This is a genomic window from Pseudomonas marginalis, assembly GCF_001645105.1.
In the GTDB taxonomy this organism is placed as follows: domain Bacteria; phylum Pseudomonadota; class Gammaproteobacteria; order Pseudomonadales; family Pseudomonadaceae; genus Aquipseudomonas; species Aquipseudomonas petroselini.
The window spans coordinates 296,784-317,698 of sequence record NZ_LKEG01000052.1; the positions used below are offsets into that span (position 1 = coordinate 296,784).

The following is a 20,915-nucleotide window of genomic DNA, read 5'->3' on the forward strand; positions in this document are numbered from 1 at the left end:
AAAGTGGAGCCTTTATAGCCCGTCAACCCGGTCAGCAAAGTGACTGCTAACTGACAGCGCTGTCAGTAAAGGTCGACCATTCGTACAGGCGGTGGTTAAAGATCCAAGGCGGGCAGGTATACTGCGCGCCAGCGAGGCCCGCAAGCCGGTCCCGCGTCATTTTTTGCACGCTCCGGAGCTTTCATGACTTCCCCGACACAACCCCCTGTTGAAGCGACCGACCTCGTCGATCCGGCCAGCGCCGACGGCGTTGAAAAAGCCGAGATCCCGGCGTTCAAGTTTCCCTTCAAGCCGGGTGAACTGGCCGGGGCCAAAAATGCCGCCCAGCCCTGGTACAAGAACGGCGCCAAGAACGGCCATACCAAGAGCCCGGGCATGGCGCCACCGGGAACTCGCCGTTCCATGGGTAAACGTTAAGAATAATCAGCTGTAATATTTGCAGGATGTTGCCTACAGCGTCCGTTGATATTTCTGCTTGTGGGCCTGCGATCGTTTCTTGAAAGCTTGCACAGCTTGCGCTCTGCTCCGATTTTTTACCGGGGTGGAGTCAAGGGCGCTCTTTCCGGAAAAGGACGTTTCCTGTGGCCCCGATACACCTCTGTGTAGCGCTTGTCCTGTTGCTCGCGGTCGATGCCGTTGCTGGCATTGATCAACCTCGGCGCGAAATCCGCTTTGCCGTTGCCGCGCACTTTCCCCCCTTCCAGAGCCGCAACCCGCAAGGGCAGTTGGTCGGTCTGAATATCGAGCTGGGCAACGCCCTTTGCCAGCAACTGAATGTGCGCTGTACCTGGGTCGACCAGGTGCTGGTCGAAAACTTCAAAGACCTTGATGCCCTGCAATTCGATGCAATCATCGGCATTGCCCCCACGCCTCAGCGTCAGCGCTGGGTGAGCTTCACCGATAACCTCTATCCCTTCACCACGCGCCTGGTCGCGCGCCGATCCTCCGGGCTGATGCCGACGCCAGCGTCGCTCAAGGGCAAGCGCGTCGGCGTATTGCTGGGGAGTAATCGCGAAGCCTTTGCCCGATCGCAATGGGCGCCCAAGGGCGTGATCATCAAGCGCTTCTGGCTCAACGACGAACTGGTCCGCAGCCTGGTGGCAGGCGACATCGATGCGACCCTGCAGGGCACCGTGGAAATCCGCGACGCGTTGCTCGACACCCCGGCGGGCCAGGATTTCGACTTCCTCGGCCCCGCCGTTTCCGCTGAGTTGCTGGGCCACGGCGTGGCAATCGGGCTGCGCACCACCGATACGGCGTTGCGTGCCGAACTTAACCGCGCCCTCGAACAGCTTAAACACAATGGTGAGTACCAGCGGATCCTTGCGCCTTATCGTCTGGAGGTGCCGTGATGGCTCGATGTGCTCGCGAAGCGGCCAGTCAGCCCTACGCCGCCCGCAGAGGGATAAACGCATAGTTGGCCGGCACCTCGGTCGCAATCTGCGCCCCGGCATCCAGCACCTGTTCGGCAATGTCCATCCCCGATACATGGAACACCCACTCATTGGCCACGGACGGTTGAGCCAGCGCCAACTCAATCGCCTGGGCAAACAGGCCCATGTCCGGCAGGTAAGCGGTAAACCCATCACCCTTGAGCGCCGTGGTGCGAATGCCCAGCAGGGCGCACACCGCCTCTTTGGTCTGCACGTCATCGCGGTCGGCCTGGCGTGAGCGTTGGATCAACTGCGCCAATTCCTGGTCCATCAGCTCACCGCCGACGATCAGCGCCGGGCCCTGCTCCCAGGATTCCGGCGGGCAATCCTTGGCGGCGGGATTCAGCGGGATATGCGGGTTGATCTCCATCGGGTAGATGCGGCACACCAACGGGCGACGCTCATAGATGCGGCACAGGTTGTCTTCGTCAAGATTCCGGCAGCGTCCGGCGTTGTAGGCGGCAAAGGTGATTGCCACAAACGCTTCGGTAGTGCCACTGGGCACGACCACCGAACGGCGTTCGGCATGTTCACGTTGCTGCTCGGGCAGGCCCAGGCCATTGCCCAGGAAACCCTCCGCCAGAACGATGACATTGCCGCCGTCCGCCGCCCACTGGCGGGCCTCGTCGAGGGTCAGGGGCACGTGATGGTCGGAGCAGCATTTGCCGCAACCGACGCAGGAAAATCGAGTATTCATGGCGGATCTGTCACCAGGCTAGGTCAGAGGGCACGCAGGAACAGTGACGGGTTTTTACCTCTGTTCACCGTTTCAGTTCTCTGGAAGCAAGTTATACGCCAGTGCCTGTCAGCCCTCAGGCACTGCATCGCGTAGGACAAATCGCATGCCCGCGCTTTCATACAACTGCCGGGCACGCAGGTTGCTCTCCCGCACCTTAAGGTCCACATAGGGCTCGCCGCGCTGCTTGAACGCCTGGAAGCTGTGCAGCAGCAACGCGCGGCCCAATCCCTGGCCCTGGGCGCAGGGGTGAACGCAGAGGTGCTTGATAAAGGCGCTGGTCCAGCACTGCGCCACGGCGAGAACGCCTTCGTCGTTGCTCGCTACCAGGCACAGTGTGGGGTCGAACTCGGCATCGGTGGTGAACCGCTGCTGCCAGGTTTCCAGGTTGGGCACACGACCGCCGCCCTGGTCCTGAGCGAGGCGCAACACGGCATGAATCGCCGGGGCCAGGTCGTCGCGGTAATGATCCAACTGCGTGCCGGCCGGCCACTGGGGGGCGGGCAGGCTGCCGGTGAGGTCGCGGCGCAACAGCTGGTAATACTCGGTCACCGGTTACAGGCCTTTCTGTGCCACGGTCTGGGCGGCGATCACCAGGCACTTGGTCAGCTCCGGCGACGAGAATTTGGTCAGTACCGAGTCGGCACCCGCCAGGCGCGCCTTTTCGCTGTTCATCGCACTGTCCAAGGAGGTGTGCAGCAACACATAGAGGTGCTGGAAATCCGGGGTTTCGCGCAAGGTGCGGGTGAGGGCGTAGCCGTCCATTTCCGACATCTCGATGTCCGACACCACCACGTTGATCTGCTCGGCGGTGCCTTGCAGTTCCAGCAGCACGTCGATGGCTTCCTTGGCACTGCGCGCGGTGTGGCAGGTGAGGCCGAGGTTGCGCAGGGTGTGAACGGACTGTTGCAGGGCGACCTGGCTGTCGTCCACCACCAGGATGCGCGCGTTGCCGAGCACTTCGGCCTCTTCCATGGTCAGGTCGGTCGGCGCCGCTTCAATTGGTGCCGGCGCGATGCCGTGGATGACTTTTTCGATATCCAGCACCTGCACCAGGCCGCCTTCTACCTGGGTGACCCCGGTAATAAACGCGCGGTTACCGCCGGATCCATAGGGCGGCGGGCGGATGTCGGTGGTCAGGCAATGCACGATCTTGCTCACCGCCTGCACATGCAAACCCTGCTTGGAGCGGCTCACATCGGTGACGATCAGGCAGCCGCCGTCCGGGTCTGCCAGCGGCATTTCCCCCAGGGCGCGGCTCAGGTCGATCACCGCCAGCGAGTTACCGCGCAGGGTGGCGATGCCTTTGACATGCGGGTGGGACTCCGGCAGCTTGGTCAGCGGCGGGCATGGGATGATTTCGCTGACTTTCAGCAGGTTGATCGCCATCAGCTTGCCACTGCGCAAGGTAAAGAGCAGAAGCGAGAGTGAGTCTGCGCGGGCTTTGGTGGTGGACATAAAAACCTTCTGTGGATCAGGGATGACGATCTATAGAGGGTTATCGACTTGGGGAGGCCAGGCTTTAACCGGATTTTGTGTCGGGATGGGTGTGTGTGGGCGCTGGCTTGCCTGCGATGCAGGCACCTCGGTCTTTCAGTCGCACCGGGGTGATGCTATCGCAGGCAAGCCGGCTCCCACACAAGCCCCATTCCACAAGGGGCATGGGTTAGCCCTTCCACACCTGCGGGTTCACCAGGTCCTGCGGACGCTGGCCCAGCAGCGCGCTGCGCAGGTTGTCGAGGGCGCGGTTGGCCATGGCTTCACGGGTTTCGTGGGTGGCCGAGCCGATGTGCGGCAGGGTCACGGCGTTGCTCAGCTGGAACAGCGGTGACTCGGCCAGCGGCTCCTGTTCATACACATCCAGCCCCGCGCCACGGATGCGCTGGCTTTGCAGGGCGTCGATCAGCGCCGGTTCGTCGACCACCGGGCCACGAGAAATGTTGATCAGGATCGCGCTGGACTTCATCAGCCCCAGCTCGCGGGTGCTGATCAGGTGACGGGTCTTATCGCTCAACGGCACCACCAGGCAGACGAAATCCGCCTCGGCCAGCAGTTCATCCAGGCTACGCAATTGCGCGCCCAGTTCCTGCTCCAGCGCCGGCTTGCGGCTGTTGCCGCTGTAGAGGATCGGCATATTGAAACCCAACCGTCCACGCCGGGCCACGGCCGCGCCGATGTTGCCCATGCCGACGATGCCCAGCGTCTTGCCATGCACATCGCAACCGAACAACGGCGCGCCGACGCTGGCTTTCCACTGGCCGGCCTTGGTCCAGGCGTCCAGCTCGGCCACACGGCGTGCGCTGCTCATCAGCAGGGCAAAGGCCAGGTCGGCGGTGCTTTCGGTGAGGACGTCGGGGGTGTTGGTGAGCATGATCCCGCGTTCGTTGAAGTACGCCACGTCATAGTTGTCGTAGCCCACCGACACGCTGGACACCACTTCCAGCTTGCTCGCGCCTTGCAACTGCTCGCGGCCCAGCTTGCGACCCACGCCGATCAGGCCGTGCGCGTGGGGCAGGGCTTCATTGAATTGCGCGTTGATGTCGCCCAGCTTGGGGTTGGGCGCGATCACCTCGAAATCCTGTTGCAGGCGTTCGATCATTTCCGGGGTGACGCGGCTGAAAGCGAGGACAGTCTTTTTCATTGCAGGCGGGCTCATCGACTACGGAAGAATGCCAAGCACGCTAACATTCCTGCCGACAATTGTCAGGACGCCTCAGGCCTAAAGTGGGCAGGGGACAAATGTGGGAGGGGGCTTGCTCCCGATAGCGGTGGATCAGTCAATTCATGTGGTGACTGACCTATTGCTATCGGGAGCAAGCCCCCTCCCACCGTTGACCTGACTCGTCTGGTAGCACTCAGTTCGCCAGGCGCGCGCCGCTGAGGCTGCCGCTCAACTCATACGCCACCAGCTCCGCCTGGTGCGCCGCCAGGATCTCCGGCAGCGAGCCACGCAGGTATTCCACCCACGTCTTGATCTTCGCATCCAGGTACTGGCGCGACGGGTAGATGGCGTACAGGTTCAACTCCTGGGAGCGGTAGTTGGGCATCACCCGCACCAGGGTGCCGTTGCGCAGGCCTTCGATCGCGGCGTACACCGGCAGCAGGCCGATGCCCATGCCGCTGGTGATCGCGGTTTTCATCGCATCGGCCGAGTTCACCAGGAAGGGTGAGGTGTTGATCGCTACGCTTTCCTGGCCTTCGGGGCCGTTGAAGGTCCACTTGTCGAGCTGGATCACTGGGCTGACCAGGCGCAGGCAGGCGTGGTTGAGCAAGTCATTGGGGCGATGGGCGCAGCCCTTGGCCTTGACGTAGTCCGGCGAGGCACAGGCAATGCTGTAGGTGATGCCCAGGCGCTGGGACACGAAGCCCGAGTCCGGCAGTTCGCTGGCCAGCACGATGGACACGTCGTAGCCCTCATCGAGCAAGTCCGGCACACGGTTGGCCAGGGTCAGGTCGAAGGTGACGTCCGGGTGGGTGCGGCGATAGCGGGCGATGGCGTCGATGACGAAATGCTGGCCGATACCGGTCATGGTGTGCACTTTCAGCTGCCCGGCAGGGCGTGCATGGGCGTCGCTGGCCTCCGCCTCGGCTTCCTCGACGTAGGCGAGGATCTGCTCACAGCGCAGCAAATAGCGTTTGCCGGCTTCGGTCAGCGCGATGCGTCGTGTCGTTCGGTTCAACAAGCGGGTTTGCAGATGGGCCTCAAGGTTGGAGACCGCGCGCGAGACGTTGGCAGTGGTGGTATCCAGTTGCACGGCGGCGGCGGTGAAGCTGCCTGCCTCGGCCACGCAACTGAAGGCGCGCATGTTTTGCAAAGTGTCCATGGAGTGTTCTCAGGGGAGATAGCAAATTGTGACAGAAAGTTACGCCGTCCAGTGATCCCTACCAACGGATTATCGCCTGAACGGTAACAAAGATTCACAGGAATGCCAGCTTATCGTTCCCCATGTCGCCCCCTAGAATTGCGCCACCTCTCCCCGCACCACCACCTCAGGAATTCGCAGCAGTGCCGCGTCGCATCAACAGAGAGTTGAAGGCTCTCAGTGTCTGGGCTTTATCGTTAGCAATCAGCGGCTGCATCGGAACCGGAGGAATCGCCCCCCAAGGCCAGTCCCTCAACGCCAGCACACTGGCCACCGACGAAGCGATCCAGAGCGCCGCCCAGGACGCCCACTGGCCCGCCGCGCACTGGTGGCAAGCCTACGGCGACCCGCAATTGAACCGCTGGGTCGACCTCGCGACCCAACACAGCCCAAGCATGGCCATGGCCGCCGCTCGGGTGCGGGAGGCGCGGGCCATGGCCGGGATCGCCGAGTCGGCCGAGTCGTTGCAGATCAACAGCGACACCACCCTCAAGCGCCACAACTGGCCTAAGGATCAGTTCTATGGCCCCGGCGAACTGAGCGGTGCCAACACCTGGGACAACAATGCTTCCCTGGGCCTGAGCTATGCCCTCGACCTGTGGGGACGTGAAAGCAATGCCACCGAACGTGCCGTCGACCTGGCGCACATGAGCGCCGCCGAAGCGCGCCAGGCCCAGCTCGAATTGCAGAACAACGTGGTCCGCGCCTATATCCAGCTGTCGTTGCACTACGCCAACCGCGATATCGTCGCGGCCACGCTGGCGCAGCAGCAGCAGATTCTCGACTTGGCCAATAAGCGCCTGAATGCCGGGCTGGGCACCCATTTTGACGTCAGCCAGGCCGAAACACCGCTGCCGGAAACCCATCGTCAACTGGACGCCCTGGACGAAGAAATCGCCCTGAGCCGTAACCAACTGGCGGCGTTGGCGGGCAAAGGTCCGGGGGCGGGGGCGCAATTGCAACGTCCTACGCTGTCGTTGGCCGCACCGTTGAAATTGCCGTCGAGCCTGCCCGCGCAATTGCTCGGCCAACGCCCGGATGTGGTCGCCAGCCGCTGGCAAGTCGCGGCCCAGGCCCGTGGCATCGATGTCGTCCACGCCGGTTTCTACCCCAACGTCGACCTGGTCGGCAGCCTCGGCTACATGGCCACCGGCGGCGGTATGCTGGCGTTCCTGGCGGGCAAGAAATTCAACTATAACGTTGGTCCGGCGATCACCTTGCCGATCTTCGACGGTGGCCGCCTGCGTGCGGAACTGGGCGAAGCCAGCGCCGGTTATGACATCGCCGTCGCCCGGTACAACCAGACCCTGGTCAATGCCCTCAAGGGCATCAGCGATCAGTTGATCCGCCGCGAATCGATGGACAAGCAATCTGTCTTCGCCGCGCAGTCGGTGGCCTCGGCGCAAAAGACCTACGACATCGCGATGATCGCCTACCAGCGCGGCCTCACGGATTACCTCAATGTGCTGAACGCCCAGACCTTGCTGTTCCGCCAGCAGCAGGTCGAGCAACAGGTACAGGCCGCTCGCTTGAGCGCCCACGCTGAACTGGTCACGGCCTTGGGCGGGGGGCTCGATGCCGGCAACGATGTACCGCCACCCGCCCAGATCCTCCCGAGCAAGACCCCGGCGGCACTTGCCGTATTCGATCACTGAGTAGGATGTGATGACTTCCTTGCCTGCACCGCTGCGCTGGCTGCATTCCCTTGAGTGGCGCCGTGGTTTTTTCGACTGGGCACGCAGTGACGGCGTGACCTGGGTGTATATCTTCAAGGTGCTGGTCGCTGCCTTCCTCACGCTGTGGTTGGCCATGCGCCTGGAACTGCCGCAGCCGCGCACGGCGATGATCACGGTGTTTATCGTGATGCAACCGCAGAGCGGCCAGGTGTTTGCCAAGAGCTTCTATCGTTTCCTCGGCACCCTGGCGGGGTCGGCGGTGATGGTGCTGTTGATTGCCTTGTTTGCGCAGAACACCGAGTTGTTCCTTGGCGCGCTGGCGATCTGGGTCGGCATCTGCACCGCCGGCGCGACGCGCAACCGCAACTTCCGCGCCTATGGCTTCGTGCTGGCCGGCTATACCGCGGCGATGGTTGGCCTGCCGGCCCTGGCGCATCCGGATGGCGCCTTTATGGCGGCGGTGTGGCGGGTGCTGGAAATCTCCTTGGGGATTCTGTGCGCCACCCTGGTCAGCGCCGCGATCCTGCCGCAAACCAGCAGCGCTGCGATGCGCAACGCCTTGTACCAACGCTTTGGCGTGTTCGCGCTGTTCGTCACCGATGGCCTGCGCGGGCGCAGCCAGCGTGAAGGGTTCGAGGCGAGCAACGTGCGCTTTATCGCCGAAGCCGTGGGCCTGGAAGGGCTGCGCAGTGTCACGGTGTTTGAAGACCCGCATATGCGTCGGCGCAATGGCCGGCTCAGTCGCCTCAACAGCGAATTCATGAGCATCACCACGCGCTTCAATGCCTTGCACCAGTTGCTTGAACGGCTGCGCACGGACGAGGCGGACCATGTGGTGGCGGCGATCAAACCCGGCCTGCAAGACCTTGCCGAAGTGCTCGACGGCTTTTCCGGTCGCGCGCTCACCAGCCCCGACGCGGCGCGCCTGGTCAACGCGCTGAGCGCCTACAAGGACGGTCTGCCGGCCAAGGTCCGCAGCCTGCGTGCGGCCTTCCAGGAAGCAGACCCCACCGAAGCCGAGCAACTGGATTTCCACACGGCCTACGAACTGCTGTATCGCTTCGTCGATGACCTGCACAACTATGCGCAAACCCACGCTTCCCTGGCCGACCACAGCCATGCGCGCGAGCAGTGGGACGAAACCTTTATCCCCAAAACCAACTGGCTGGCCTGCGCCGCCTCGGGGATTCGCGCGTCTTTCATCCTGATCGTGCTCGGCAGTTATTGGGTGGCCACCGCCTGGCCCAGCGGCGCGACCATGACCTTGATCGCCGCCGCGACTGTCGGCCTGTCCGCCGCGACGCCCAACCCCAAGCGCATGGCCTTCCAGATGGCCTGCGGCACCTTGATCGGCGCGCTGGTGGGCTTTATCGAAATGTTCTTCGTGTTCCCCTGGATCGACGGCTTCCCGCTGCTGTGCGTGATGCTCGCCCCGGTGATCATCTGTGGCGCGTTCCTCGCCTCGCGGCCGCAATACGCGGGCGTCGGCGTCGGCCTGCTGATCTTTTTCAGCACCGGTTCGGTGCCGGACAACCTCACGGTCTACAACCCCTACACCTTTATCAACGACTACATCGCCATGGTCATCGGCATGCTGGTGTGCGCGGCGGCGGGTGCGATCATCCTGCCGCCCAACAGCCGCTGGCTGTGGCGCCGGTTGGAGCAGGACCTGCGTGAGCAGGTGGTGTATGCGATCAGCGGCAAGCTCAAGGGCCTGGCTTCAAGTTTTGAAAGCCGCACCCGCGACCTGCTGCACCAGGCCTACGGCCTCGCGGTCGGCCAGCCGCAGGTGCAGCGTGACTTGCTGCGCTGGATGTTTGTGGTGCTGGAAGTCGGCCACGCGATCATCGAGCTGCGCAAGGAGCAGGCGATTTTGCCGGTGCACCCGGCGTACGCCGAATCCCAGCCCTGGCGCCAGGCGATCCGGGTGATGGGCCGTTCGCTGGTGCGGCTATTCCTGCAACCCAGCGCCAGCAACCTGGAGCGTGGCTTGATTGCCGTCGACCATGCGATCAGCCGCGTGCAGGCCACCGACGAACCTTTCGCCCCGCACTTCGACACCTCGGCGCTGCGCCGGGTGAAGAGTTACCTGCACTTTATCCGCACCTCGTTGCTCGACCCGCAATCACCCCTGGCGGCCCTCAAAGGAGCCACGCATGCCTCGTGAAATCGCCTTCCACGGCGTGTACATGCCGACCATGACCCTGATGTTTTTGGTCGCCGCCGTCCTGGCCTGGGCGCTGGACCGCTTCCTGGCCGGGTTCGACCTGTACCGTTTTTTCTGGCACCCGGCGTTGCTGCGCCTGAGCCTGTTCGTTTGCCTGTTCGGCGCCCTGGCGCTGACCGTTTACCGTTGAGAATGCCCCGATGAAAAAGTTTTTCAGCCTGCTCGCGACCTTACTGGTACTGGCCTTGGCGATCTGGATTGGCCGCACGTTGTGGGTGCACTACATGGAAACGCCCTGGACCCGCGACGGCCGCGTACGCGCCGACATCATCAATGTGGCCGCCGACGTCACCGGTGAAGTGGTCGACGTGCCGGTACGCGATAACCAACGGGTGAAAAAGGGCGACCTGCTGATGCAGATCGACCCTGAGCACTACCGCATCGCCGTCAAGCAGGCGCAATCCCTCGTAGCCTCCCGCAAAGCCACCTGGGAAATGCGCAAGGTCAACGCCCACCGACGTGCTGACCTCGATGCGCTGGTGATCTCCAAGGAAAACCGCGACGACGCCAGCAATATCGCCGACTCGGCGCTGGCGGATTATCAGCACGCGCTGGCGCAATTGGAGGCGGCCGAACTCAACTTGAAACGCACGCAGGTGGTGGCAGCGGTGGATGGTTATGTCACCAACCTCAACGTGCATCGAGGCGACTACGCACGTATCGGCGAAGCCAAGATGGCGGTGGTGGACATGAACTCATTCTGGGTTTACGGCTTTTTCGAAGAAACCAAATTGCCCCATGTGAAAGTCGGTGACCCAGCCGATATGCAGTTGATGAGCGGCGAGACGCTGAAGGGCCACGTAGAAAGCATCGCGCGCGGTATCTACGACCGCGACAACCCCGAGAGCCGCGAGCTGATCGCCGATGTGAACCCGACCTTCAACTGGGTGCGCCTGGCCCAGCGGGTGCCGGTGCGTATTCATATTGATGCGGTGCCGGAGGGTGTGTTGTTGGCGGCGGGTATTACTTGCACCGTGATTGTGCGGGAGTTGTCGGAAGATTGAGGTCGGTTACTGGAATATCGTTTTGGCTCTGGCTTTGCGACGGCGTTTGACCTGCAAGATACTGACGTATCGGCGGTGGTTTCTTGTGTTGAGCATCAGCAGGCAGACCAATGATTGAAACAAGGGAAATACTGCAAACAGAGTAATGGGATGATTTCCTAAGTAGCCAGCCGACAGTAATGCGTTCAGTGTCGCGACGCCTACAAGTAGTGTCGACCCTGAACGTAAGCCCGCCGCGATCAGCGCTGACCCAACGCACATTGCCAATATTAATAAAAGGCATGCCGCTATCGCATATTCGCTGGGGAGATAGTTGATTCGGGCGTAGTACGACAGGCTATGTGACAGGTTCCCTGAACTACTGGCCAAGATCATGGCTACCGCCGTTCCAACGGTGAAAGCAAAGCGCTTGGTGTGGCGGCTCAATGTTCCCTCCGCTGGCATAGGGTCGTTTTTATTGCTCATGGCTGTCGAACTCCTCATAGAGGGCGATGACGAGGTGGTTGATGTTTCCTGACAGAACGCTGCCGGTTACTGCAAAAGCGCCGCCTAACTGATCAGCAATTTGAATGAGAATGTCCTGACGTAATTGGACATTGCTGAAACGTTTTGGAAGTTTTCCGGCCAACTGCTGTAAGCGGACTATTTCGCGAGGATGACGAGGGTTCTGCAGAAGTAGAACTTCGTTTGTCAGCTTTGCGCGTTCCTGGCGCCCGGTTATTCTCATGGTGGTCGCCCAGACTCAGGGGGCCGAAAGGGGGGCGGCGGGTATCACTTGTACCGTGATCGTACGGGATTTGTCGGAAGATTGAGGTCGGTTACTGGAATATCGTTTTGGCTCTGGCTTTGCGACGGCGTTTGACCCGCAAGATACTGGTATAACGCCGGTGATTTTTTGAGTTGATAACCAAGATGTAGAGCAGCGCCGAGAATAGCGGCAATACGTTGAGCAATGTCACAGCATGACTGCTGAGATAGGCGATCGCGAGCAAGATATTCGCGATAGTCAGGGGTATAAGCACTCGAAATGCATGGCGGGATCCGTCCCACAACATCGTTTGCCCCGTGTAGAAGATCAAGCAGAGTGCTACGCCGGTTCCGAAAGTATATTCGGTGGAAAAGTGATAGACCTTTGCGTAGTACGAAAGGCTATGTGCCATGTTGCCGGCAATCGCGTTCAAGCAAAGCAGTAAGGTCGCCCCCCATGTCGGTAAAAAGCGGTACGCGTAACGTCGCCAAATTAAATACTCCCGGAAGGGGTCGACGCTATATTTCATGGCTGTCGAACTCCTCGTACAGTGCAATGATTACGTGGTTGACGTTCCCGGATAGGCTGCTACCCGCAACAGCCAAAGTGGCTCCGATTTGATCGTTGATCTGAGTCATGATGCTTAGGCGTATTTGGGAATTGCTGAAGCGTCTGGGCAACTCCCCAGATAGCTGTTTCAGGCGAATGATCGCGCTGGGATGGCGAGGGTTTTTCAGGCGTAACACTTCGCTTGTTAACTTTGCGCGCTCTTGGCGAGTCGTGGTGTGCGCATCTGGCACACCGCTTCGCAGGAAATCGCTTGGCATCCTTTCACCTGTGAGTAGACAGAGGTGAAAGAGCCTGCGGATAGTTTCCTTGGCGTGATGTCAGGCCGTTCGCTGTTTTATGTAGGAACCGGCCTGATGGTTATTTCATGGCGCGATAAACGTCTCATGCAGGTGGCGCCACAGCAGTGCGCCGCTGGCCTGCTTCTCAAAGATCACCGTGGCACGGCGGTCCGTCCGGGTGCCGCTGTCGTCGATCTGATGCTCGCGGTAAGTCACCGTGGCGCCACGCGCATGCCGGTCAATCCCGGCCATCTCGCTCAAGGTGATTTTCAACCCCGGGCGCATGCCACCCAAGCGCGTGAACAGCGCATTCACCCCGGCCGCATTGACCCGTGTGCCGGTAGCGGGAGCGATCATGCTGAACGCCGGCGAGAAACGCGCAAGCAGGTTTTGCAAGGTGCCTTCGGGTGCAACGCCGGCAAACCATTGCTCGATTTCGACGTGGGTCTGGATCACTTCTTCAAAAAAATCGCTGTAGTCAATCATCAGTGAGGCTCGCTGGCAGGGGTATGGCAGAGGCTTGGTATTTGCCGCTGAAAGTGCAGGGGGTTATTGACTGGAATGAAAGGTTAGAGCGAACCGGTCAGCCCAAAGCGTTTCTTCAACACCGTCTCCAACAACCCCTTGGGCAACAATGCCGCCATCAATGGCAACGCCCGACTGCCATTGCCCGAACGTAGCAGGCGCGGCGCCTGAGGTTGCTGGACGGCCTTGAGCACATCCGCTGCAAACACGCTGGCCGAGGTCGGTTTGTCTTGAGAGGCCTGGCTGCGCGCACGAATGCCGTCGCGCAACGGCCACCACGGCGATTGTTCATTGATCAACAGTTCGGCCTGGGCGCCGGCGTTTTTGGCGAAGTGGGTGTTGATGGCGCCGGGTTGCACTTCCATGACGCTCACGCCAAAGGGCGCCAGTTCCATGCGCAATGCATCGCTCAATGCATGCACAGCGGCTTTGGAGGCGCAGTACGCGCCAGCAAATGGCGTCACCAGCACGCCGGAAACGCTGCCGATGTTGACCACCAACCCTTTGTTGCGACGCAGGGCAGGGAACAGCGCCTGGGTCACGCCGACGATGGAAAACACATTGGTCTCGAATTGGCGCTGCATCGCCTCGGTGCCGCCGTCCAGCAACGGCCCCATGGCGCCATAGCCGGCGTTGTTGACCAGCACATCCAGTTCGCCCAGTTGTTCGGCGAGCCGTTGCAGGGCGGCGCTGTCGTTGACGTCCAATTGCACGGCGTTAAAGCCTGCGGCGGACAAACCGGCGACATCTTCCGCACGGCGAGCGCTGGCCCACACGTCGTAGCCGGCGGTCTTGAAGGCATCGGCGAGGGCGCGGCCGATACCGCTGGAGCAACCGGTGATGAGTACGTTGGGCATGGGTCAGTCCTTTGTCAGTCCGAGAAACTGCCTTGCAGGTGCTCGGCACGAAATTCCAGGGTTTGCGGGCGGTAGCCGGGGCGTAAAGGCGGTGTGGGCAGGCAATCGTCCCAGGTGGCGCCGGCCTGCAACTCACCTGGGCCGCGGTAGCGTGGGGCGGCGTAGACGTTGTCGGCGAGGTTGACGGTGTCGCCCGGCGCATAGGCGGCGACGCGCCAACGCAGCTCGGTGAGGGGCACGTCGTTGCCGTTGTTCAGGGTCAGTTTGAGTGGGCGGTCGGCCGGGCATTCTTCTGGGGCGTAGGTAATGCGCAGTTCCAGGCGGGCCAGTTGTGAGGCTTCGCGATTATCCAGCCACACCACCCAGATCGCTATGAGCCCGAGGCCGACAGCGGCGGCCAGCGACACGGGCAAGGCTCTGGCCGGGTAGCGCAGTAGCAGGATCAGCCAAGTGATGATCAGTAGAACGCCAAAGAACATGGTGACAGTCTCATATGCGGATAAAACATCCTACTCGCGCGATGGCCTGGATGCCTATCGCAGGATCGGTTTTCCTTTATGAGGAACCTAACAACGCGTTTTTTCCACAGAGCCAACATAGGGAAATACGGTTTATCCAGGACGATATCCACGCAGTCTGATCAAGTGAGATGAATAATGACTATCGCAGCCCTTCTTGCGCCCGCGGTCACCTCAGCCCTCGCCTCGGTGGTGACCTCTCTCATCACTGCTCAGCGAGCACCAACGCCGAACGATGCTGGCGCGTCCACACACAAGAACGTAGAACCGAGTTCACGTCCGCCTGGCCGGATGCAGAATCACAAGCTTACAAACCTGGGGCAAACCCTGTTGCAAGCGCCTTCAACGGAACTACGCGATAGCGGTATGACTGCCAAGCATGCCAAGGGGTTTGGTATCGCCATGGGCGGCATGGCAGCCCAGGAGGCTGGGCAAAAAATGGCCTCCGGTGGTGGCTCTCTTTCTAAGGCCTTGGGCATCGCCATGGTGGTGGGGGGTAAAGTTGCCCAGTCGTACGGTGCGGATAAATTTGATAAAGCCGGAGCTCATTAACGGTGCTTCATAAAGCCTGCAAGGTCATCCCGTGAAAAGGACAGGTCTGCGGTGTTGCTGTGCAATGTTCTCCAACGGGATATTGCCTGAATTGCGCAGAGGATGCCGCCGAACCTGATCCTGCAGGGCAGGTGTTTATTTCCTTCATACAGGAACCGGTTTGGAATATTTTCCCACAGAGTTTGAGCATGGAAACGCACGCTGAACTATGAAGGAATCCGACCGTATTCTTATGAAGTGAGATGCCCTATGACGGTTTCAAATACCCTTGCCCCTACGCAGACTACTTTCGTAGCACCTGCCTCCGCACCTGCGCCTACCGCGCAAGTATCCATCAACCCAGCGCAATACGAAGGAGGCGCTGCGTCTTCTTTGCCCCGCATGCAAGGTATGGGGCTCACGAACTTGCGGCAAACGCTGATGCAGGGTGTCAGCAACCACGTCAGTGCGCGCATGCCTACCGCGCTTAATATCAAACCTGAGGACAAGGAAAAGACGAAAGGGGCTGTTATCACCCTGGGCGGTGCAATGGCGCAGGGCATCGGGAAGAGGCTGGTCAACAGCGGTGGCGTTACCGGGAAGTTATTGGGCGGGGCCTTGGTCTGGGGAGGCAGGGCGGCCGAGGAGGTTGGCAAGGACAGATACAGCAGCGCGGGCTCAAGCGGCAACAATAGCGGTACTTATAACGCCTACTCCCCGTCGGCCTGGGGGGCCCCGTCGACGTCAAAGTAAGCGGGCGTTGAATTAAAAAAGCCCCCACCCAACCCACTGCGGATAGGGGACGCAATGGGCTGGGTGAGTGCTTCTTGTACGACTGTTTTACTGCGCGATAGTTTTCACCGAAACGCCACGTTCAACCGGTGTCGAGCGACCGTAGATATCTTCAAAGCGTTCGATATCGTCTTCGCCCAAATAACTGCCAGATTGCACTTCGATGATCTCCAACGGGATCTTGCCCGGGTTGCGCAAGCGATGCACCGAGGCGATCGGGATGTAGGTGGACTGGTTCTCCGTGAGCAGGAACACGTTCTCGTCACAGGTGACCTCGGCCGTGCCGCTGACCACGATCCAGTGTTCGGCGCGGTGGTGGTGCATCTGCAGGGACAAACAGGCGCCCGGCTTGACCGAGATGTGCTTGACCTGGAAACGCCCGCCCATGTCCACCGAGTCGTAGGAGCCCCACGGACGATAGACTTCACAGTGGTTCTGGGTTTCGCTGCGGCCCTGGTCGTTGAGGGTCGAGACCATCTGCTTGACGCCCTGGACCTTGTCCTTGTGGGCAATCATCATCGCGTCTTTGGTTTCCACCACTACGATGTTGTCCAGGCCGATCACCGACACCAGTTTGCCGTTGCCGTGGATCATGCAGTTGCGGCTGTCCTGGATGACCACGTCGCCTTTGCTGACGTTACCGTGGATGTCCTTGTCGTTGACGGCCCACAGCGAGGCCCAGCAACCCACATCGCTCCAACCGGCACTCAGCGGTACCACGCAGGCACGCTGGGTTTTTTCCATCACGGCGTAGTCGATGGAATTGTCCGGGCAGCAAGCGAAGGTGGCATCGTCCAACGTCACGGTGTCGGCGGTCTGTTCACTGCGCTCCAGGGTCAGCACGCAGGTGTCGTAGATGTCGGGATCGTGCTTTTTCAGCTCTTCAAGGAACCGGCTGGCGCGGAACAGGAACATGCCGCTGTTCCAGAAATAACCGCCGCTTTTGACGAACTCGACGGCGCGTTTTTCATCCGGCTTTTCCACGAACTGCTGCACGCGGCTCACGCCTTCCGGCAGCAGCGAATCGTTGGTGGACTTGATGTAGCCATAACCGGTTTCCGGACGGGTCGCCGGCACGCCGAACAACACCATCTCGCCGCGTTCAGCGGCCACGGTGGCCAGGGCCAGGGCGCGTTGCAGGGCTTTCTGGTCGTCGATCACGTGGTCGGCCGGCAGCACCAGCATCAGATCGTCGCGGCCTTCATTGACCAGCATCATTGCCGTCAGGGCCACGGCCGGCGCGGTGTTGCGCCCGAAGGGTTCCATAAGGATGCGTTGGCATTCCAGTTTACGGTTGGCCAATTGCTCGTTGACGATAAAACGGTGGTCCTTGTTGCAGACCACGATCGGGGTGTCCATGCCTTCGAACACCAGGCGTTCCAGGGTTTGCTGGAACAGCGTGTGCTCGCCGGTCAGGGCCAGGAATTGTTTCGGGAACTGTTTACGCGAAAGCGGCCAAAGACGTGAGCCGCTACCACCGGAGAGGATTACTGGGATCATGTGTTTCTCCTTGAATCAATTTGGGTCAGAGCTACGAAGGTTTGTCGTTTCACTCTTGTTTTTGTCTCGGTCCTTGTGGGAGCCGGCTTGCCTGCGATGCAGGCGACTCGGTCTGTCAGTGACACCGAGGTGATGCCATCGCGGGCAAGCCCGGCTCCCACAGGAAAATAGTTAGCGGGTCGATACCGGGCGTTTTACCCAGACTGGCGAAATGCTCGAACCCGAACCGGTCACGTACAGCACCGCGGCCTCACCGCGTTCCAGGGCCACCGGCTTCACGTCGCCGACTTTTTTGTCGCCGTCATACAGCGCCAGGCTCACCTTCACCGGGTTGATCTCGCGCTCGCCACGGCCCTTGGCCGCCACCGACTTGACCACATCCGTCTTGCCATCAGCGGTTTTCAGGGTCAGGGCCTTGTCGCTGAGGTTCTGCACGCGCACCAGGGATTTCTGCTTGTTCTTGAACGGCGGTTCTTCGATCAGCTGGGGCTGGCCGCTGCTGTTGTTGACCAAGGTGTAGTAGTGATCGGCGGCGAGTTTGACCGGCACGGTCTGGCTGCCGATCTTGGCGCTGTAGTCACCCCCCGGCATGAAGCTGAAGTCGCTGCTGGCCAGCGGGGCCACTTCACTGAGGTTGGTGCTGCCAACCGTCGCGCTGACTTCCTGGTTGGAGGCGTTGTAGACGCGCACGAAGCTTGAGCCTTTCGGTGCGACAGGGCCGTACAAGGCAGCGTCACCGGCGAAGGCGGACAGGGATACCACGCTCATACCGGCAGCCAGGGCCAGAGTCTTAGCGAGACGACGCGGAGTAGTAGTGAAAGTCATGTGAGTTACCTCTCTTTCAGTTTTGCGCCCGGTCGGGCGTCTCGGATTTTTGATGGTTAACGGGTGTATTCAGTGCCATGTTCTGTTGGCGCGAACCGGCTTGTTTAAGCTGCGCAACCCACGAGGGGTCGGCATCACCGATTTCGTTGTTCACGGGCAGATAACGTTCAGGAAACTCCCAGATCAGCACCTGAGGCGGGTTGTTCTTGAAGTCATCGCTTTTGAGGTAGCTGAGCATCGGCAGGATCGGGCCATGGCCGTCTTCGGCGTAGCTGATCACGTCGCTGCCCAGGGCTTGCTTGAGGGCGCCGACGAAGTTCCAGTTAGGGTTGGCGCTGTAGCTGGTGCCCACCAGTGCCACTGGGGTTTCGCTGTCGCTGAACAGCGCGTCGTCGCCTTTGGTTTCGGCCAGGTGCGTCACGCGTTTTTCCAGCGGCTCTTTAGGCGGCATCAGGTTTTCGAACAGCGGGTCCAGCGGCAGGAATAGACGCAGGTCGCCTTTGTGCGGTTCGGTCTTCTCCGCTTCGGTGACAAAGCGCTGTGGCTCACCGTTGAGCGGCGTCTTGTCGGCGATGGTCTTGGCCAACTGCTTGGCGGCGATTTCAGCACCGTCCGGGGTCCAGTGAGTGTCGGTACGCAGGAACACTTGCTTGCCGCCGAGCTTGGCCTGTTGCAGCGGGCCGAGCAGGTCCGGGGCGATGATCTTGTCGGCAGCGACACGGGCATGGAAGTCCTGGTACAGGTTGGCGTGGATGCTGGCCGGTTTGACCTCACCCAAGTGTTCCGGGTACAGGCGCACCTTGGCCGGCACGATTGCCATCACCAGCTGAATGCCTTGGGCTTTGAGCTTCTGGCGTACGCCTTCGACCAGCGCGTAGTTGCCTTCAAGGTTCTGGTCTTCGTTGACGGCAGGGTTGAACTCCTCGTCGCTGTAGAGCCAGTGATCGCGGCCCAGCACCACGCCAGGGCGGCCTTCGTTGAACAGCTTGTAGTCCAGCGCCGCCCAGAGGTTGGTGCCCAATCGCTTGATCGGGAACTCCTCGTCGTAGTGGGTTTCGACGGCCTTGGTCCAGCGACCGTTGAGCACGGTCGCGTCGGCATTGGTGCTGAAGCCGAAGAAACTGCGCAGCGACCAGGCGCCCAGGGCTAGCAGCAGCACCAGGAACAGGCCGATATAGAGGACGCGCAATGATCGGGTCATGGTCGGCTCCCTCAAAATTGGAAGTAAAGGAACGGCGAGAAACTCTGCGCCGACAGTTTGAGAATCGACGCCACGAACAGCAGCAGCACTGCAGCGCGCATGGCGTAGCGTGGCCAGTCAGCGGTCCAGTAGGCCGGTTGCACGGCGGCATCCTGGCCAACGGTGAAGCCTGGCTCGTGGATGCTGCCGGGGTTGTCGCCCGGTACGGCCTTGATCAGGCTCGGATCGGCTGGTTTGGTTTTCTCGGCAGGGCGGTTGGTGTAGAAGTCGCGCAGGCCAAAGAACGCCAATGTTGCGTACGCCACCACCAGGGTTGCCACTTGCAGGCCGGTGAGGTTGGCGCGGTTGAGTTCCGAGAGCGACCACTCGCCAAAGCTGAACATTGCACCGTACATGCGGCCGGCGACGTGCAGGTTTTCGGCGCGGAAGATCACCCAGCCCATCACCACCAGCAGGAAGGTAAAGGCCCAACGCACGGGGTTGAAGCTGCGCGGCGAGGTGTTGAGGCCGATGGCTTTTTCAATCGCCAGCCACATGCCATGCCAGGCGCCCCACACGATGTAAGTGATGTTCGCACCGTGCCACAGGCCACCGAGCAGCATGGTCAGGAACAGGTTGCGGTAAGTGGTCAGCGTGCCTTTACGGTTGCCGCCCAGGGTGATGTACAGGTAGTCACGCAGCCAGGTGGAAAGGCTGATGTGCCAGCGACGCCAGAACTCGGTGATCGACTGGCTGATGTACGGCTGCTTGAAGTTTTCCATGAAGCGGAAACCCATCATCAAGCCCAGGCCGATGGCCATGTCGCTGTAGCCGGAGAAGTCGAAGTACAGCTGTGCGGTATAGGCCAGCGCGCCCAACCAGGCATCGCCGGTCGTCGGGTTTTGCAGGGCGAAGCAATGGTCGGCCACCACCGCCAGGGTGTCGGCGATGAAGACCTTCTTGATGAAACCCTGCATGAACCGCGTGCAGCCCTCGGAGAACTTGTCGAGGGTGTGGGTGCGGTTGTTGAACTGGTCGGCCAGGTCGCGGAAACGCAACACCGGGCCGGCAATCAGGTGCGGGAAAATCGCCACGAACGCCGCAAAGTCGATCAGGTTGCGGGTCGCCGGGGTATCGCCACGGTACACGTCGATGATGTAGCTGATGGACTCGAAGATGTAGAACGAGATACCGATCGGCAACAGCACGTGGGTCAGGATGAACGGCTCAAGGCCCGCCGACTTCATCATCACGTTGATGCTGTCGACGCCGAAGTTGGCGTACTTGAAGTAGCCGAGGATGCACAGGTCGACCACCACGCCCAACAGCAGCCAGCGTTGAGCCGGCTTGGTGCGCACGCCGGCTGCACCGACCTTGAGGCCGATCCAGTAGTTCCACAGCGTCACAGCGGCGAACAGCGCCAGGAAGTCCACTCGCCACCAGGCGTAGAACACGTAGCTGGCCAACAGTAGCAGCAGGTTGCGATAGCGTTGCCCGCTCAAATAGTACAAGCCGAGAAAGATCGGCAAGAACAGAAACAGGAACACATTGGACGAGAAAACCATCCCGATCTCTCCATGTTTAACCAACAGTCAAGGGCCAGAGCCCCCCCAAACCCCCCACGAAAAGACGGGGAGGGCGGTACTACATTC

22 protein-coding genes are annotated in these 20,915 nt (G+C 60.8%); 7 read left to right on the top strand and 15 right to left on the bottom strand.

Annotation, left to right across the window (positions count from 1 at the left end; all coding sequences use genetic code 11):
* The first annotated feature begins 183 nt into the window (after positions 1–183).
* Positions 184–417 (top strand): hypothetical protein, encoded by a 234-nt coding sequence (locus tag AO064_RS23515; RefSeq protein ID WP_064054796.1) that lies wholly within the window; start codon positions 184–186, stop codon positions 415–417.
* Between the two features lie 164 nt (positions 418–581).
* Positions 582–1,352, top strand: coding sequence for an ABC transporter substrate-binding protein (locus tag AO064_RS23520; protein ID WP_046034344.1), 771 nt, complete (start codon positions 582–584; stop codon positions 1,350–1,352).
* Positions 1,353–1,386: 34 nt separating this feature from the next.
* On the opposite strand, the gene AO064_RS23525 is transcribed toward AO064_RS23520, so the two are convergent.
* The 5 genes from AO064_RS23525 to AO064_RS23545 form a co-directional block, all read right to left on the bottom strand.
* Entirely contained in the window at positions 1,387–2,130 is a 744-nt protein-coding gene (locus AO064_RS23525; RefSeq protein ID WP_064054797.1) for a YkgJ family cysteine cluster protein, read from the bottom strand.
* Positions 2,131–2,238: 108 nt separating this feature from the next.
* The gene (locus tag AO064_RS23530) at positions 2,239–2,721 is read right to left on the bottom strand and encodes a GNAT family N-acetyltransferase (RefSeq protein ID WP_012722312.1); all 483 of its coding nucleotides are present in this window, start codon (positions 2,719–2,721) and stop codon (positions 2,239–2,241) included.
* 3 nt (positions 2,722–2,724) lie between these two features.
* Positions 2,725–3,627, bottom strand: coding sequence for a chemotaxis protein CheV (locus AO064_RS23535; protein ID WP_012722313.1), 903 nt, complete (start codon positions 3,625–3,627; stop codon positions 2,725–2,727).
* A 208-nt stretch (positions 3,628–3,835) separates the two neighbouring features.
* Positions 3,836–4,810 (bottom strand): 2-hydroxyacid dehydrogenase, encoded by a 975-nt coding sequence (locus AO064_RS23540; RefSeq protein WP_012722314.1) that lies wholly within the window; start codon positions 4,808–4,810, stop codon positions 3,836–3,838.
* 214 nt (positions 4,811–5,024) lie between these two features.
* Positions 5,025–5,993: a LysR family transcriptional regulator gene (locus AO064_RS23545; protein WP_058422937.1), complete on the bottom strand. Its 969-nt coding sequence runs from the start codon at positions 5,991–5,993 to the stop codon at positions 5,025–5,027.
* A gap of 182 nt (positions 5,994–6,175) precedes the next feature.
* On the opposite strand from AO064_RS23545, the gene AO064_RS23550 reads away from it, so the two are divergent.
* Genes AO064_RS23550 through AO064_RS23565 form a run of 4 tightly spaced genes read left to right on the top strand, consistent with a single transcriptional unit; the run spans position 6,176 to position 10,939 of the window.
* Entirely contained in the window at positions 6,176–7,687 is a 1,512-nt protein-coding gene (locus AO064_RS23550; protein WP_064054798.1) for an efflux transporter outer membrane subunit, read from the top strand.
* A 10-nt stretch (positions 7,688–7,697) separates the two neighbouring features.
* Positions 7,698–9,875: an FUSC family protein gene (locus tag AO064_RS23555; protein WP_043204810.1), complete on the top strand. Its 2,178-nt coding sequence runs from the start codon at positions 7,698–7,700 to the stop codon at positions 9,873–9,875.
* A complete protein-coding gene (locus tag AO064_RS23560; protein WP_064054799.1) occupies positions 9,865–10,065 on the top strand; it encodes a DUF1656 domain-containing protein in 201 nt (66 codons plus the stop codon). The genes AO064_RS23555 and AO064_RS23560 overlap by 11 nt, the downstream gene beginning before the upstream one ends.
* A gap of 10 nt (positions 10,066–10,075) precedes the next feature.
* Positions 10,076–10,939 (top strand): efflux RND transporter periplasmic adaptor subunit, encoded by an 864-nt coding sequence (locus tag AO064_RS23565; protein ID WP_012722319.1) that lies wholly within the window; start codon positions 10,076–10,078, stop codon positions 10,937–10,939.
* A gap of 6 nt (positions 10,940–10,945) precedes the next feature.
* On the opposite strand, the gene AO064_RS23570 is transcribed toward AO064_RS23565, so the two are convergent.
* The 6 genes from AO064_RS23570 to AO064_RS23600 form a co-directional block, all read right to left on the bottom strand.
* The gene (locus AO064_RS23570; protein WP_244159543.1) at positions 10,946–11,404 is read right to left on the bottom strand and encodes a hypothetical protein; all 459 of its coding nucleotides are present in this window, start codon (positions 11,402–11,404) and stop codon (positions 10,946–10,948) included.
* Positions 11,394–11,666 (bottom strand): hypothetical protein, encoded by a 273-nt coding sequence (locus AO064_RS23575; RefSeq protein WP_064054800.1) that lies wholly within the window; start codon positions 11,664–11,666, stop codon positions 11,394–11,396. The genes AO064_RS23570 and AO064_RS23575 overlap by 11 nt, the downstream gene beginning before the upstream one ends.
* Before the next feature lie 91 nt (positions 11,667–11,757).
* Entirely contained in the window at positions 11,758–12,216 is a 459-nt protein-coding gene (locus tag AO064_RS23580) for a hypothetical protein (protein WP_082893974.1), read from the bottom strand.
* Between the two features lie 403 nt (positions 12,217–12,619).
* The gene (locus AO064_RS23590) at positions 12,620–13,021 is read right to left on the bottom strand and encodes a hypothetical protein (RefSeq protein ID WP_064054802.1); all 402 of its coding nucleotides are present in this window, start codon (positions 13,019–13,021) and stop codon (positions 12,620–12,622) included.
* An 83-nt stretch (positions 13,022–13,104) separates the two neighbouring features.
* The gene (locus AO064_RS23595) at positions 13,105–13,917 is read right to left on the bottom strand and encodes an SDR family oxidoreductase (protein WP_064054803.1); all 813 of its coding nucleotides are present in this window, start codon (positions 13,915–13,917) and stop codon (positions 13,105–13,107) included.
* A gap of 14 nt (positions 13,918–13,931) precedes the next feature.
* Entirely contained in the window at positions 13,932–14,396 is a 465-nt protein-coding gene (locus AO064_RS23600; RefSeq protein ID WP_012722322.1) for a hypothetical protein, read from the bottom strand.
* Between the two features lie 177 nt (positions 14,397–14,573).
* Here AO064_RS23600 and AO064_RS30790 point away from each other — a divergent pair, with 177 nt between their 5' ends.
* Complete coding sequence (locus tag AO064_RS30790) at positions 14,574–14,987, top strand: hypothetical protein (protein WP_012722323.1); 414 nt, start codon at positions 14,574–14,576, stop codon at positions 14,985–14,987.
* An 819-nt stretch (positions 14,988–15,806) separates the two neighbouring features.
* Here AO064_RS30790 and AO064_RS23615 read toward each other — a convergent pair.
* From AO064_RS23615 to AO064_RS23630, 4 genes are all read right to left on the bottom strand, one after another.
* Positions 15,807–17,258, bottom strand: coding sequence for a mannose-1-phosphate guanylyltransferase/mannose-6-phosphate isomerase (locus AO064_RS23615; protein WP_064054805.1), 1,452 nt, complete (start codon positions 17,256–17,258; stop codon positions 15,807–15,809).
* Positions 17,259–17,429: 171 nt separating this feature from the next.
* Positions 17,430–18,083: an alginate O-acetyltransferase AlgF gene (locus AO064_RS23620; RefSeq protein ID WP_012722326.1), complete on the bottom strand. Its 654-nt coding sequence runs from the start codon at positions 18,081–18,083 to the stop codon at positions 17,430–17,432.
* A gap of 16 nt (positions 18,084–18,099) precedes the next feature.
* The gene (locus tag AO064_RS23625; RefSeq protein WP_012722327.1) at positions 18,100–19,284 is read right to left on the bottom strand and encodes an alginate O-acetyltransferase; all 1,185 of its coding nucleotides are present in this window, start codon (positions 19,282–19,284) and stop codon (positions 18,100–18,102) included.
* 11 nt (positions 19,285–19,295) lie between these two features.
* Positions 19,296–20,828, bottom strand: a complete 1,533-nt coding sequence (locus AO064_RS23630) for an MBOAT family O-acyltransferase (protein WP_012722328.1) — start codon at positions 20,826–20,828, stop codon at positions 19,296–19,298.
* Positions 20,829–20,915: the final 87 nt, after the last annotated feature.

What these genes read in the sequence shown, in the direction of transcription:
- AO064_RS23620 (WP_012722326.1), bottom strand. Translation starts at nt 18,083, where the DNA reads ATGACTTTCACTACTACTCCGCGTCGTCTCGCTAAGACTCTGGCCCTG.
- AO064_RS23515 (WP_064054796.1), top strand. Translation starts at nt 184, where the DNA reads ATGACTTCCCCGACACAACCCCCTGTTGAAGCGACCGACCTCGTCGAT.
- AO064_RS23565 (WP_012722319.1), top strand. Translation starts at nt 10,076, where the DNA reads ATGAAAAAGTTTTTCAGCCTGCTCGCGACCTTACTGGTACTGGCCTTG.
- AO064_RS23590 (WP_064054802.1), bottom strand. Translation starts at nt 13,021, where the DNA reads ATGATTGACTACAGCGATTTTTTTGAAGAAGTGATCCAGACCCACGTC.
- AO064_RS23555 (WP_043204810.1), top strand. Translation starts at nt 7,698, where the DNA reads ATGACTTCCTTGCCTGCACCGCTGCGCTGGCTGCATTCCCTTGAGTGG.
- AO064_RS23615 (WP_064054805.1), bottom strand. Translation starts at nt 17,258, where the DNA reads ATGATCCCAGTAATCCTCTCCGGTGGTAGCGGCTCACGTCTTTGGCCG.
- AO064_RS23535 (WP_012722313.1), bottom strand. Translation starts at nt 3,627, where the DNA reads ATGTCCACCACCAAAGCCCGCGCAGACTCACTCTCGCTTCTGCTCTTT.
- AO064_RS23575 (WP_064054800.1), bottom strand. Translation starts at nt 11,666, where the DNA reads ATGAGAATAACCGGGCGCCAGGAACGCGCAAAGCTGACAAACGAAGTT.
- AO064_RS30790 (WP_012722323.1), top strand. Translation starts at nt 14,574, where the DNA reads ATGACTATCGCAGCCCTTCTTGCGCCCGCGGTCACCTCAGCCCTCGCC.
- AO064_RS23630 (WP_012722328.1), bottom strand. Translation starts at nt 20,828, where the DNA reads ATGGTTTTCTCGTCCAATGTGTTCCTGTTTCTGTTCTTGCCGATCTTT.
- AO064_RS23600 (WP_012722322.1), bottom strand. Translation starts at nt 14,396, where the DNA reads ATGTTCTTTGGCGTTCTACTGATCATCACTTGGCTGATCCTGCTACTG.
- AO064_RS23545 (WP_058422937.1), bottom strand. Translation starts at nt 5,993, where the DNA reads ATGGACACTTTGCAAAACATGCGCGCCTTCAGTTGCGTGGCCGAGGCA.
- AO064_RS23625 (WP_012722327.1), bottom strand. Translation starts at nt 19,284, where the DNA reads ATGACCCGATCATTGCGCGTCCTCTATATCGGCCTGTTCCTGGTGCTG.
- AO064_RS23525 (WP_064054797.1), bottom strand. Translation starts at nt 2,130, where the DNA reads ATGAATACTCGATTTTCCTGCGTCGGTTGCGGCAAATGCTGCTCCGAC.
- AO064_RS23540 (WP_012722314.1), bottom strand. Translation starts at nt 4,810, where the DNA reads ATGAAAAAGACTGTCCTCGCTTTCAGCCGCGTCACCCCGGAAATGATC.
- AO064_RS23595 (WP_064054803.1), bottom strand. Translation starts at nt 13,917, where the DNA reads ATGCCCAACGTACTCATCACCGGTTGCTCCAGCGGTATCGGCCGCGCC.
- AO064_RS23580 (WP_082893974.1), bottom strand. Translation starts at nt 12,216, where the DNA reads ATGAAATATAGCGTCGACCCCTTCCGGGAGTATTTAATTTGGCGACGT.
- AO064_RS23560 (WP_064054799.1), top strand. Translation starts at nt 9,865, where the DNA reads ATGCCTCGTGAAATCGCCTTCCACGGCGTGTACATGCCGACCATGACC.
- AO064_RS23570 (WP_244159543.1), bottom strand. Translation starts at nt 11,404, where the DNA reads ATGAGCAATAAAAACGACCCTATGCCAGCGGAGGGAACATTGAGCCGC.